This window comes from Corynebacterium antarcticum (genome assembly GCF_016595285.2).
GTDB lineage: Bacteria > Actinomycetota > Actinomycetes > Mycobacteriales > Mycobacteriaceae > Corynebacterium > Corynebacterium antarcticum.
This window is the reverse complement of the sequence record NZ_JAENIP020000004.1, coordinates 133,516-146,210: the sequence shown is the minus strand read 5'-3', so window position 1 is coordinate 146,210 and position 12,695 is coordinate 133,516. Positions and strand designations below refer to the sequence as shown.

Genomic DNA, 12,695 nt, shown 5'->3' with positions numbered 1-12,695 from the left:
ATGCCACCGACCGGTCACCCCCGGAGGTGGCCGCGGGACTAATGTTGGGGGCTATGAAAGGTGACGGAAATGGTTGGTCCGCCGGTCCCCGGGGCGCGCGCTGCTGGGGAGTTCACGGTGCCGCCGGACTACTGCTCGTCGCGGACGGTTCCGATTCTCCCGGAGGAACGGGGAGTACTCCACTCCGCGTCCTCATGCAGCACCGCGCTGAATGGACCGCTGACGGGGACACCTGGGCGCTACCCGGAGGAGCCCGCGACTCCCACGAGTCGGCCGCGGAAGCAGCCCTCCGGGAGACGGAGGAGGAGTGCGCCATCGACACCGACCGCGTGGAGGTCCTCGGAGAGTTGACCACCGCGGGGCCCCACCGTGCGGACCCGGAACGCCCGGAACTCGCGGGCGGGTGGACCTACACCACCGTCATCGGACGGGTCGGCCAGCCACTGCCCACCCGGGTGAACCGGGAATCCGTCGAACTGCGGTGGGTCGCCCTCGACCGGATCACAGACCTCAACCTGATGCCCGCCTTCGCCGCCGCCTGGCCGCGACTGCGGGAGGAACTCGACCGACTCCTGGGAGATGACCGGTGAAGACCATCGATGAGTCACGCCTCTACCTCGTGACCGACGCCCGCTTCCGCGACGACGGAACCTCCGGGCTCCTCGAGCTCGCCGAGAGCGCCTGCCGCGCCGGAGTGGACATCATCCAGCTCCGGCAGAAGAACCCCCGGATCGAGGCCGCCGAGGAACTCGACCTCCTCGCGGCCCTCCGTGAGGTCTGCGACCGGTACGGCACCCTGCTCGCGGTGAATGACCGGGCCGACATCGCCCGCGCCGCCGGTGCCGACGTCCTCCACCTCGGGCAGCGGGATCTCCCCGTCGCCACCGCCCGACAGATCGTCGGCCCCGACGTCATCATCGGCAGGTCCTGCCACGATCCCGGTCAGGTAGATGCCGCCATCGCGGACCCCGACGTCGACTATTTCTGCACCGGCCCGGTGTGGGCCACACCCACGAAGCCGGGCCGCGCGGCGACGGGCCTCGATCTGGTCCGCTACGCGGCGTCCACCGGAACAACCCGACCCTGGTTCGCGATCGGCGGCATCGATCCCGGGAACGCGGGCGACGTGGCCGCGGCCGGCGCCCGGCGGCTCGTCGTGGTCCGCGCCATCGCGGACGCCGACGACCCGGCGGCGGCGACCCGCGCCCTCAGGACGGCGGTGGACGGTCGGTGACCTCCATCCACGGCACTCCCGTCAGCGTCATCGGCGGATCCGTCATCGGACTGGCCTGTGCCTTCCGACTGGCTCACGCCGGAGCCGACGTCACGCTGTACGCACCCGCGGCGAGCCCCCGCGACGGGGCAGGCTGGGTTGCCGGCGGCATGCTCGGCGGACTCACCGAAGCCTGGCCGGGCGAGGAGGCGATGCTCCACCTCGGGGTCGCGTCCCTCGACTCCTGGGAACGCCTGCTCAGCGACCTCGCCGACGGCGGTGCGGACGACATCGTCACCGGAACGGGCACGATCCTCACCGGCGCCGACGACGCGGACGCGACCGACATCGAGCGCACCTTCGGATTCGTGGAATCGCACTACCCGGGGCGACTCAGCCGGATCAGCCGCCGCGAAATGCGGCAGCTCGAGTCCGCGCTGCGCCGCGGACTGCGCGCCGGGATCCTGTGCCCGGAGGAACACGCCGTCGACAACCGTGTCCTGCTCCAACGGCTGACCGAGGCCTGCGAACGGCTCGGCGTCCGGCGGGTGGAACAGACGGTCACCGATCCTGACTCCGTGCCCGGCGAGCGTGTCGTCGTCGCGGCGGGCGCCGGTGCGCGTGAACTGCTCGGGCTCGACGTCCGTGAGGTGAAGGGCGAGGTCGTGCGCCTGCGCCGGCAACCCGGATCGCAGCCCGCCCCGGCCCGCACGATCCGCGCCCGTGTGCACGGCCGGCCCCTGTACCTCGTGCCCCGCGCGTGGGGCGTGGCCGTCGGCGCCACCGAATACGAGCACGGCCACGACACCGCACCCACGGCGGGTGGGATCCGGCAGCTGCTCGACGACGCGGCACTCGTCTTCCCCGGAGTCGACGACTACGTGTTCGACGAGGTGATCGCCGGACTTAGGCCCTACAGCCCCGACAACGTCCCGGTCATCGGTCCCGTCGGCGACGGCCGCGTCATCGCCGCCTGCGGACACGGGCGCAACGGGATCCTGCTCTCCGCCGTCACCGCGGACGCCGTCCTCGCCGAGGTCCACGGCACACCACTCGACATCACCCGGCTCACCCGACCGGACCGACCGACCCTCTAGGAGCACCTCATGAGTCAGTTCACCGAACGCACACCCGGTGGTCACGGACCGAGAACGGTCACAGTCAACGGGCAGGCCCGCGAGCTCGGACCGGAGACCACCATCCGCCAGCTCGTCCGCGAACGCTCCGAATCCGACCGCGGCTTCGCCGTCGCCGTCAACGGGCTGGTCGTCCCGGCGGCCCGCTGGGACGAGACCGTCGGACAGCTGGAAGCGGCGCAGATCGACATCTTCACCGCCGTTCAGGGAGGGTAGAGGTGTCCGAGCAACTGGTCATCGCCGGCAAGACCCTCACCTCACGTCTGATCATGGGTACCGGTGGAGCAGCCAACCAGCAGGTCCTCCGCGAGGCGCTCGTCGCCTCCGGCACGGCGATGACCACCGTCGCGATGCGCCGGGTCGACGCCGGCGGGCACACCGGACTGCTTGCCCTGCTCGACGATCTGGGCATCACCGTCCTGCCGAACACCGCGGGCTGCCGGACCGCCGCCGAGGCCGTCCTCACCGCCCGGCTCGCCCGGGAAGCACTGGACACCAACTGGATCAAGCTCGAGGTCATCGCCGACGACCGGACCCTCCTGCCCGACGGTGTGGAGCTCCTCGACGCCGCCGAGCAACTCGTCGACGACGGCTTCGTCGTGCTGCCCTACACCAACGACGACCCCATCCTCTGCCGCCAGTTGGAGGAGGCCGGGTGCGCCGCGGTGATGCCGCTGGCCGCACCGATCGGTACCGGGCTGGGGATCCGCAACGAACACAACCTGGAGATGATCACCTCCGCCGCCGGTGTCCCGGTGATCTGCGACGCGGGCATCGGCACCGCCTCCGACGCCGCCCGCGCGATGGAGCTCGGTTGCTCCGCCGTTCTCCTCGCCACAGCGGTCACTCGGGCAGATGATCCCGTCACCATGGCGCGGGCCATGAAACTCGCCGTCGAATCCGGACACCTCGCACGCACCGCCGGCCGCATCCCGAAGCGATTCTGGTCGCAGGCGTCCTCGCCGACCGAATCACCCGTCTGACGGTTCCGTCACGGTTCCGGTCACCGGTGGGAGGCCGAACCGGGTGGCGCCCCGTGTATCGGTGGTGCGGAGACGCGGGGCGCCGGAACCCCCGGGAAACGGCCGCGACCGAGGGGCCCCGGAGCCTGAACTCCACCTGCGGGGCGGGCGGTGACCGTCGGAATTCGCCGGGATGTGACCGGGGGAGGCAGCAGTCGTCCCCCGATCGGCGGACCCGACCGGTTCCCCCGGACAATTCCCCCTGAGCTGGACGTGGAATGGGGTCCGGGGCCCGGTACCTCCCGACGGTCTGAGCCGGTGGCCCGCCCGGAAGTGCCGTCCCCGCCCGGGTTCCGGGGTTTCCGGGCCCGGGAGGTGTGACCTGGTGGGGCTCATGGTGTCGGGTGTGAACTTGGGGGCATCTAGGGGCTGCCCGCACCGGCTCCCGCGTCCTGTGCCACACTAGTGGGCATGATTGAAGTTTCCGGCCTGACCAAGAGGTACCGCCAGGTCCGTGCCGTCGATGACCTTACCTTCTCGGTCAACCCGGGGGTGGTCACAGGTTTCCTCGGACCGAACGGTGCGGGTAAGTCGACGACGATGCGGATGATTCTCGGGCTCGACAAGCCCACCGCGGGTACCGCGACCATCAACGGTGTCCCCTACCGCAAGTTGAAGAACCCGCTCCGGGAGGTCGGAGCGCTCCTCGACGCAAAGGCGACCCACCCGAACCGTAGTGCCGCGAACCACCTGAAGTGGATCGCGAAATCCAACGGGATCCCGAAGAGCCGGGTCGACGAGGTCCTCGGCCTGGTCGGACTGTCTGATGTGGCGGGCAAGAAGACCGGTGGATTCTCGTTGGGCATGGGGCAGCGCCTCGGTCTCGCGACGGCGCTGCTGGGTGATCCCGGAGTACTGCTCCTCGACGAGCCGGTCAACGGCCTGGACCCGGAGGGCATCCGGTGGGTGCGTGACTTCCTGAAGGCTCTCGCGGCTGAGGGACGGACCGTGCTGGTCAGTTCCCACATGCTGTCCGAGATGGCGCTGACGGCGGATCATCTCATCGTCATCGGTCGCGGAAAGCTCGTCTCCGATTCCTCCACGTACGACTTCATCAAGGAGTCCTCGAAGACCTCGGTGGTCATGCGTACGGAACAGTACAAGGAGTTCACCCAGGTCCTCGAAGAGGAGAACATCCCGTACCGGGAGGACATCGACCAGGAGAAGCGGCCCCAGCTCATCATCGACGAGAGGACCACCGACTTCATCGGTGCTCTGGCCTACTCCACCGGAATCATGGTCACCGAGCTCACGGAGCGTAAGGCGTCCCTCGAGGAGGCGTTCCTCCAGATGACCGGACACGCCCAGCAGTATCAGACGGGTGAAGCTCCCGAGCAGCCCCAGATCCCCGGATCGACGACGGAACCCACCGAGCAGAAGCTGAACGAGGAGAACTGACACATGTTTCCGAGAATTCTCGCCGCAGAGTGGATCAAGCTCTATTCCACGAAGGCCTTCTGGTGGACGTCGGTACTCTTCCTGTTCTTCAGCATCGGTACCTCCGCGCTCTTCGTCTTCGGCACGCAGAGACTCGACGGGCAGGAGGATGCCTTCCTCCCGCCGGAAATCCTCGTCACGGGGATCGCATCCTTCGGCTTCCTCGTCCTCATGATCCAGTCGGTCATGGTCGTCACCGGGGAGTACCGGCACTCGGTCGTTCAGTCGACGTTCCAGGCGTGCCCGAACCGGACACCGGTCGTCATCGCGAAACTCCTGCTGTACACCGTCATCGCCTCAGCGCTGACATACATAGGCGTGCTCGGGGCCTTCTATATCGCCAAGCTCGTCGCCACCGACGCCTCCGCAGCCACCCTGGACATCTGGGGAGGAGAGCAATCCCGACGCATCATGTGGACGTACCCGCTCAGTGCGGCGCTGCTGATGGTGTTCTCCCAGTCCATCGGGTGGATCGTCCGTCAGACCGCCGGAGCGATCGCGATCCTCTTCCTCTGGTATTTCGCGCTGGAGGGGATCATCAACGTGGCGATTCCGAAGGTCGGCGAGGACATCTACAAGTTCGCCCCCTTCAACAACTTCAACGCCTTCGTGCAGAACCAGGCGACGGAAGCTCCCTGGGGTGTCACCGGAAGCGTCTGGTACTTCGCTGCCTGGGCGCTCGGTCTGCTCGTCATCGCCACCGTCCTGGTGAATGTGCGCGACGCCTGACCCTGATTCCGGGCGCTCATGACCCGCTGTGGGCGGCACACGCGTGCCGCCCACAGCGGGTCATCTTCTATCGTGGAGGTGCACCCACGTGACAGCGGCAGGGTGGAGACACGACGACTGAGAGGACGGTAACGACCGTGGACAAGATCAGGACGATGTCCGACCGTGCGCTCACCGCACAGATCCTGGTGCTCGTGCTGTGCGTCATCGGACTGGGTGCCATCCTGTTCACCGTGCCCGACGGCAGGTGGGCCGCGCTACCCTTCATCATCTGTGTCGCCGGACTCCTCGGCTTCTGCGGGGAGGGCTACCGGCGCTGGAGTATCCGACGTCGGTGACGTTCACCAGCCGTCATGTCGTTGGGGAAGACCCTGCGGTGTCTCTGGCGGTGTGATCGTGTGGCCGAGTTGTTTCAGAGCGTCGACAGCTACTTCGGGGGAGTCGCGGACAGCCGCTCTGCACTGCGTGTCGAGCCACTCTCGGCGCGTGGAAAGCAACGTGGCCTCCCAATTTTCTTTTGCGCGGAAGCCACATTCGTTGACTGTGAAATAGAGGAAATCTTCCATCGAAGGTCGGAATCGGTGGCCGCCCACGGGGAGATGAAGTGACTGCCGGTCGCCGTTGCGGACCCCTTTCTTCCCGTTCCGCATGAGCCCCGGGCTCAACAGACCACCGACCCGGTGGACATGGATATGAGCGGCAGGTACTGAGGTCTTGTTTCGCTCATACTCGAATCTCACGGCCGGAGATTTGGCTGCACGGATCTGGAATGAGGAGTTCTCGATGACCGGAAAGGTAGCAGAACGGTCTAGACTGCCTGGTAGGTGATCTTGGCACTGTACAGATCGCTGCCGGGGCAGGTCGATTCCGGGTCCACGGGGAGGGCCGGGCCGCTGTAGGCCAGTTCCACCTCTAAAACACCGCTGGCCGTCAACTCATCCTCGTTGACCTCGACCACGCTTTTCGGTGTGAAGGGTAGAACCCGCACGAGGAGCTCTTCGCGCTCTTGGAAGAACCTCTCGGCCCAGGTATAGAACTCGGTGCTATCCACGACGCTGCGTGCCGAGGAGGAACTCCGTTTTCTGGAGCTCCTCGTAGACCTGCATGTCCTCGGGCGACAACAGACCCAATCGCGCCAGATCACGGTAATCCCGGTACGTCATGCGAGCTTCGAGGTTGTCGGTCAACTCTCGTCGACGCTTCTGGAGTTCTGCATTGTTGGTCTTCCTGATCGTGATGGCCATGGTGGCAGCTCCCTCCTCGATTGCTCTGGTCGTTTACCTGAATTATTCCACCACAGTCACCGGACGGGGTTACCCCCATCTGTTCGAGAAGCCCGGATCGGTGCGCCGGAGGTGGCGCCCCGGATCCCGCCCGTCGCTACGTCGCGCTGATCGGCAGATAGACGCGTCCGCCCGCTTCGGCGAACTCCCTCGACTTCTCCTGCATACCGGCCTCGATGGCCTCCACGCTGTCCAGCCCGTGCTGCTTCGCGTACTCGCGCACGTCCTGGGAGATCCGCATGGAACAGAATTTCGGACCGCACATCGAGCAGAAGTGGGCCGTCTTCGCCGGTTCCGCGGGCAGGGTCTCGTCGTGGAAGTCGAGGGCGGTGTCCGGATCGAGCGCGAGCGCGAACTGGTCGTGCCACCGGAACTCGAAGCGTGCGGTCGACAGGGCGTCGTCCCGTTCCTGGGCGCGGGGATGCCCCTTGCCCAGGTCCGCTGCGTGGGCGGCGATCTTGTAGGTGATCACACCGATCTTCACGTCATCCCGGTTGGGCAGTCCGAGGTGTTCCTTCGGGGTGACGTAGCAGAGCATCGCGGTACCGGCCTGGCCGATGATAGCGGCGCCGATCGCCGAGGTGATGTGGTCGTAGCCGGGGGCGATGTCGGTTGCCAGAGGGCCGAGTGTGTAGAAGGGGGCCTCCTCGCACCACTGCTCCTCCCACTCCACGTTGACCGCGATCTTGTGCATGGGGACGTGACCGGGGCCCTCGATCATCACCTGGCAGCCGCGCTCCTTCGCCACCTTCGTCAACTCGCCCAGCGTGCGCAGCTCCGCGAGTTGCGCCTCGTCGTTCGCGTCCGCGATCGATCCCGGGCGCAGTCCGTCGCCGAGGGAGAAGGTGACGTCGTACTTCGCGAGAATGTCGCACAGCTCCACGAAGTGCGTGTACAGGAAGGACTCCTCGTGCCGGTTGAGGCACCACGCCGCCATGATCGATCCACCCCGGCTCACGATCCCGGTGACCCGGTTCGCGGCGAGTGGAACATAGCGCAGCAGGACGCCCGCGTGCACGGTCATGTAGTCCACGCCCTGTTCACACTGCTCGATCACGGTGTCCCGGTAGATCTCCCAGGTCAGCTTGGTGGGATCGCCCTTGACCTTCTCCAGCGCCTCGTAGATGGGGACGGTACCGACCGGGACGGGGGAGTTGCGCAGGATCCACTCGCGGGTCTCGTGGATGTCCCGCCCGGTGGACAGATCCATGATGGTGTCCGCTCCCCAGCGGGTCGCCCACACCATCTTCTCCACCTCCTCCGCGATGGAGGAGGTCACCGCGGAGTTGCCCATGTTGGCGTTGACCTTCACCGCGAACTTCTTGCCGATGATCATCGGTTCGATCTCGGGGTGGTTGTGGTTCGCGCAGATCACCGCCCGGCCGGCGGCGACCTCCTCACGCACGACCTCGGGATCGAAGCCCTCGCGGTGGGCGATGAACGCCATCTCGGGGGTGATGATCCCGGCGCGGGCCCACGCCAGCTGCGTGCGCACCTTCAGCTCCGGGTGCTCGTCGGAGGCGGGTACGGCATCGGGGTGGGGCCAGGAGTCGCGGGTCTTGGCCAGCCCCTCCTTCAGGTTCAGCTCCGGATCGGTGTGGGTGTAGATACCTGAGGTGTCGTAGACGTCGAAGTGTTCCCCGTTGGTCAGGTTGATCCGGCGGGCCGGAACCCGCAGGGTGGTGCCCTCGAAGTCGATCTCCTCGTAGACCTTCTCGCTCCGGTAGATCGGACCCGTGGTGACCTGCCCCTCGGTCGGAGGTGCGGTCTTCGGGTTGACGCTGGGCGTACGTGAGCGCATGGCTGTATTTCCTCTCCCTACGCCGGCATTATCCGGACAGGTTCGAAACGGTCGGCACCCCCTGATGATTCAGGTGCCCTCTCAGCGTGGTTCGGGCCACGCTCCCGCGGTTGACAGGTTGTGCGCACGAGTCTAACAAGCGTCAGGCGACATCGCGGCGGATTGGGCGAGTTCGGAGGTGAGGGACGTGGAACGGATCAATCGCAGGTGGAGCGGGGGAGCCGGGGAAGGGCACGGCGGTGCCCGGAGGCTCTGGATCCGGAAACGGTCCGGTCGATTCCGTTGCGGGATGGGGCCCGGGGGCTGTGGAACCGGGTCGGTTCCTCCGCTGTCCGATCACCACGCGGCACTGAATTGTCCTGTGCGGGGTCCGCTGTCGCCAGCCAGGTTGATCACCGGCGCTCCACCACCGTCGCCGCAGACCGAGGTCGGAGGCTTGCCCGGCCCCGGCCGGAGGGGAGTTCGACCGCACAGCGTACGGCGTTAGACTGTCGCGGTGACGAGAACCGGGACGGACGGAAGAGACTGACGGTATGAGACGTGTTCCCTCCCCGCGCCCGGAACTGGGGGCGGGGCTGCTCGCCGCCCTGGCACTGATGATCTCGGCGGGGCCCTTCGCCATCGACATGTACCTGCCCGCCCTGCCGACGCTGCGCGACGATCTCGGCGCGACGACCGTCTGGGCGCAGCTGACGCTGACCACGTTCATGGTCGGCATGGCGGTGGGGCAGCTCATCACCGGGCCGCTGTCCGACGTGACCGGGCGGCGCCCGCCGCTCATCGCGGCGACCGTTCTCTCCGTCGTGTGCGCCATCGCCTCCGCACTCGCCCCGTCCGTCGGCGTCCTGGTGGCTGTCCGTGCGGTGATGGGGCTCGCGAACGGGGCGTGCGTGGTGCTGGCGCGGGCCATCGTCGCGGATCTCGCGGAGGGGCGTCGTGCCGCGCAGGCGTACTCGCTGCTCATGGCGATGATGGGGATCGCGCCCGTCATAGCTCCCCTGATGGGTGGCCTCCTGGTCGAGCCGATCGGATGGAGGGGCCTGTTCTGGATCCTCGCCGCGATCGCCGGTGTGCAGGTGACCGTCGCGCTGCTGGTCGTCGGCGAATCCAGACCCAGGGTCGCGGGTGGCGGAAAGGGCTGGACCACGTTCACCCATGGTGTGCGCGTGGTCGCGTCCACCAGGTTGTTCACCGCCTACACCGTGAGTTTCGCGGCGGCCGCCGGCGTGCTCTTCGGCTACATCGCCGCAGGCCCACTCGTCTTCATCGACCATTTCGGGATGAGCCCCCGGACCTACTCGATCGTGTTCGCGGTGAACTCCGTCGCGCTCGTCACCGGGTCTCTGGTCAATTCCCGCCTGGTCCGACGGTTCGAGCCCGCGTCGGTCCTGCGGGTGGCGGGGTATGTCGTGCTCTGTTGCGGGCTGGTTCTGCTGGTCGACGCCCTGCTGTCCGGAGGTCACCTTCCGGTGGTGCTGGCGGCACTGTTCACAGCACTCGGGCACATGCCCGGGATCTTCGGCAACGCCACCGCCCTCGGGGTGTCCACGGTCCGGTCCCACGCCGGACTCGGGTCGGCGGTCATGGGGTTCTGCCAGTTCCTGGTCGCCGGTGCGGTGAGCCCTCTGGTCGGACTGGGTGGTGACCCCGTGGTGGCGCTCGGACTCGTGGTGACCGTGAGCGTCGGCCTTTCACTGTGCGGCACCCTGGTCGCCGGTGCCCTCACGCGGAGGGTCACTGGAGGGCAGCCGTGAGCCGCATCGCGTTGTCCAGGTAGCGCTTGCCGAGTCCCCGCCGCGACCACTGTTCCTGGGTGAGTTCCGTGCACCGGTCGAGGTAGACCGCGGCGAGTTCGGTGAGCTCCCTGGAGATCTCCCCGGAGACCACCATGAGGGTCACCTCGTAGTTCAGGCCGAAACTGCGCATGTCCATGTTGGAGGACCCGAGGACACCGATGGTGTCGCCCTCCGGGTCTGCGAGCGCGAACTTGGTGTGCAGGATCATCGGAGCCGGGTAGCGGTGGATGTGCACCCCGGCCTCCATGAGCATCTTGTAGTAGCTGGCCTGGGCGTGGCCGACCATGAACTGGTCGGAGACCTCGTTGACCAGCAGATCGACCCGGACCCCACGGTAGCAGGCCGTGAGGATCGCCTCCATGAGCGAGTCGTCCGGGATGAAGTAGGGGCTGCACAGGATCAGGTGTTCCTTGGCGTGGTGCACCATCGAGTTGAACAACCGCAGATTGGGTTCGGTGGCGTAGCCCGGCCCCGAGGGGACGAGCTGCACGATCTCGTCACCGGCGCGCGGACCGGTGTCCGACCTCGCGGGGAGTTCGATGATGGTGTCCGTCTCCTGGTACCAGTCGACGGCGAAGATCATCTCCATCGCCTCGACGACGGGCCCCGAGAGCTTGACCATGATGTCCACCCACTCCCGGCCGGAACGGTGGTTTCTGCGGGACAGGTAGCCGGGTTCGATCATGTTCTGGGAGCCGATGAAACCGGTGTGCCCGTCGATGATCAGGAGCTTGCGGTGGTTGCGCAGATCGGGGCGGCGGAACCGCCAGTGGAACGGCTTCAGGGGCATGGTGAGGTGCCAGTCGATTCCCGCCTCGGTCAGGCGCCGGCCGAGTTTCCGGTAGCCGGGGTACTTCCAGCTGCCCACCTGGTCGAACAGCAGGCGGACCGCGACTCCGCGGGCGGCGGCGCGGCGGCAGGCGCTGAAGAACACGTCCGTGGTCTCATCCCACGCGACGATGTAGATCTGGGCGTGGACCGTGTACTCCGCGGCGTCGACCGCCTCCGCCATCGCGGCGATGGACCCGTGGTAGTCGGGGTAGAGGCCGTGGAACCGGGAATGCACCGCGGGGAGGTCGGTCAGCGTGTCGTTCAGCCGCACCACCGACGCGACCTCGTCGGAGAGCTCGGCGCCCTCCGGGATCGCCGGGGCCTCCGCCATCGGTGTCCCCACCATCGCCTGCGCCTCCATCTGGATCCGGTGACGGCGTCGGTTGATGTAGGGGCTGCCCATCATCAGGAACAGGGGCAGTCCGATGACCGGGACGAAGAGGATCGCGAGCAGCCACGCGGAGGATGAGCTGGGTTTCCGGTCCTGGGCGACGGTGCCGACGGCGATGATCTTGACGACGTAGTCGAGCACGAGACCCGCGGACCGCCACCATTCGAGTGACGTCAGTGAGGAGAGGACATCGGTCATCCGGTCTAGTCCCCGTCGACGGCGTAGTCCACGACCACGGGGGCGTGATCGGAGGCACCGTCACCGGCGCGTTCCTCTCTGTCGATGAATCCCGCCCGCGCGGTCTCCGCCAGGGCGGTGCTGGCCAGATGGAAGTCGATCCGCATGCCCTCGTCCCGGCCGAAGCGCATCGCCTTGTAGTCCCAGTAGGTGTATTCACCGGGCGTGAACCGCCTCGTCGTCTCCACCAGACCGGATTCAGTGAACTGCTGGAAGAACGCCCGCTCCGGCTCGGTGACGTGGGTCTTCCCGTCGAAGAAGCGACGGTCCCACACGTCCGCGTCGGTGGGGGCGATGTTGAAGTCGCCGGTGCACAGCAGTTTCGCCGCGGGATCCTCGGCGAGCACCCCGCGGACGTGTGCCGAGAGCGCATCGAGCCAGCGGAGCTTGTACTCGTAGTGGCGGTCGGCGATCTCGCGGCCGTTCGGGACGTACAGGCTCCACACCCGGACGCCGCCACACGTCGCGCCGACCGCGCGTGCCTCCACCGCCTGCTCGTCGTCCACCTTCTTGGCGAATCCGGGTTGCCCGGGAAAATGGTCGGCGACGTCCTCGAGACCGATCCGGGAGATTAGGGCGACACCGTTCCACTGGCCGTAGCCGACGTGGGCGACCTCGTACCCGGCCTGCTCGAAGGGCAGGTGGGGGAACTGGTCGTCCCGGCACTTCGTCTCCTGGACCGCCAGGACGTCCACGTCGTGACGCGTCAGGAAGTCGACCATCCGGTCGGCCCGGGTCCGGGCCGAATTGACGTTGAACGTGGCGATGCGCATACACACGAGGTTAGCTGTGAACGGGCTCGCCGGGAACCTGGCGGGA

General features: G+C 67.2%; 14 protein-coding genes. 9 read left to right on the top strand and 5 right to left on the bottom strand.

Translation table 11 applies throughout. The annotated features are described in order from the left end of the window. The first annotated feature begins 53 nt into the window (after positions 1 to 53). The 8 genes from JIM95_RS10325 to JIM95_RS10290 all read left to right on the top strand — a co-directional run bounded on the left by JIM95_RS10325 (position 54) and on the right by JIM95_RS10290 (position 5,875). A complete protein-coding gene (locus tag JIM95_RS10325) occupies positions 54 to 590 on the top strand; it encodes an NUDIX hydrolase (protein WP_200256466.1) in 537 nt (178 codons plus the stop codon). Then, on the top strand, positions 587 to 1,234 hold the full coding sequence (thiE, locus tag JIM95_RS10320; RefSeq protein ID WP_200256468.1) for a thiamine phosphate synthase: 648 nt from the start codon (positions 587 to 589) through the stop codon (positions 1,232 to 1,234). Before JIM95_RS10325 ends, thiE begins: the two co-directional genes overlap by 4 nt. Further along, positions 1,231 to 2,310 carry a glycine oxidase ThiO gene (gene thiO, locus JIM95_RS10315; protein WP_200256470.1) on the top strand — a complete coding sequence of 360 codons (1,080 nt, stop codon included), beginning with the start codon at positions 1,231 to 1,233 and terminating at the stop codon, positions 2,308 to 2,310. Before thiE ends, thiO begins: the two co-directional genes overlap by 4 nt. A gap of 9 nt (positions 2,311 to 2,319) precedes the next feature. Further along, positions 2,320 to 2,565 (top strand): sulfur carrier protein ThiS, encoded by a 246-nt coding sequence (gene thiS / locus JIM95_RS10310; protein ID WP_200256472.1) that lies wholly within the window; start codon positions 2,320 to 2,322, stop codon positions 2,563 to 2,565. Positions 2,566 to 2,567: 2 nt separating this feature from the next. After that, a complete protein-coding gene (gene thiG / locus JIM95_RS10305) occupies positions 2,568 to 3,332 on the top strand; it encodes a thiazole synthase (RefSeq protein ID WP_200256474.1) in 765 nt (254 codons plus the stop codon). A gap of 450 nt (positions 3,333 to 3,782) precedes the next feature. After that, positions 3,783 to 4,769 (top strand): ABC transporter ATP-binding protein, encoded by a 987-nt coding sequence (locus JIM95_RS10300; protein ID WP_200256476.1) that lies wholly within the window; start codon positions 3,783 to 3,785, stop codon positions 4,767 to 4,769. Positions 4,770 to 4,772: 3 nt separating this feature from the next. Then, positions 4,773 to 5,537, top strand: a complete 765-nt coding sequence (locus JIM95_RS10295; protein ID WP_200256478.1) for a multidrug ABC transporter permease — start codon at positions 4,773 to 4,775, stop codon at positions 5,535 to 5,537. Positions 5,538 to 5,674: 137 nt separating this feature from the next. After that, on the top strand, positions 5,675 to 5,875 hold the full coding sequence (locus JIM95_RS10290) for a hypothetical protein (RefSeq protein WP_200256480.1): 201 nt from the start codon (positions 5,675 to 5,677) through the stop codon (positions 5,873 to 5,875). A 470-nt stretch (positions 5,876 to 6,345) separates the two neighbouring features. On the opposite strand, the gene JIM95_RS10285 is transcribed toward JIM95_RS10290, so the two are convergent. The 3 genes from JIM95_RS10285 to thiC form a co-directional block, all read right to left on the bottom strand. Beyond that, the gene (locus JIM95_RS10285) at positions 6,346 to 6,588 is read right to left on the bottom strand and encodes a hypothetical protein (RefSeq protein ID WP_200256482.1); all 243 of its coding nucleotides are present in this window, start codon (positions 6,586 to 6,588) and stop codon (positions 6,346 to 6,348) included. Continuing rightward, positions 6,581 to 6,781, bottom strand: a complete 201-nt coding sequence (locus tag JIM95_RS10280; protein WP_200256484.1) for a hypothetical protein — start codon at positions 6,779 to 6,781, stop codon at positions 6,581 to 6,583. The genes JIM95_RS10285 and JIM95_RS10280 overlap by 8 nt, the downstream gene beginning before the upstream one ends. A gap of 136 nt (positions 6,782 to 6,917) precedes the next feature. After that, positions 6,918 to 8,621: a phosphomethylpyrimidine synthase ThiC gene (gene thiC / locus JIM95_RS10275; protein ID WP_200256486.1), complete on the bottom strand. Its 1,704-nt coding sequence runs from the start codon at positions 8,619 to 8,621 to the stop codon at positions 6,918 to 6,920. A gap of 533 nt (positions 8,622 to 9,154) precedes the next feature. Between thiC and JIM95_RS10270 the strand changes: the two genes are divergently transcribed. Next, positions 9,155 to 10,375, top strand: a complete 1,221-nt coding sequence (locus JIM95_RS10270) for a multidrug effflux MFS transporter (RefSeq protein WP_200256488.1) — start codon at positions 9,155 to 9,157, stop codon at positions 10,373 to 10,375. Here the strand turns inward: JIM95_RS10270 and JIM95_RS10265 are convergent. Both JIM95_RS10265 and JIM95_RS10260 read right to left on the bottom strand, forming a co-directional pair. Then, the gene (locus JIM95_RS10265; RefSeq protein ID WP_200256490.1) at positions 10,356 to 11,837 is read right to left on the bottom strand and encodes a phospholipase D-like domain-containing protein; all 1,482 of its coding nucleotides are present in this window, start codon (positions 11,835 to 11,837) and stop codon (positions 10,356 to 10,358) included. The genes JIM95_RS10270 and JIM95_RS10265 overlap by 20 nt on opposite strands. A 5-nt stretch (positions 11,838 to 11,842) precedes the next feature. After that, complete coding sequence (locus JIM95_RS10260) at positions 11,843 to 12,649, bottom strand: exodeoxyribonuclease III (RefSeq protein WP_200256493.1); 807 nt, start codon at positions 12,647 to 12,649, stop codon at positions 11,843 to 11,845. Positions 12,650 to 12,695: the final 46 nt, after the last annotated feature.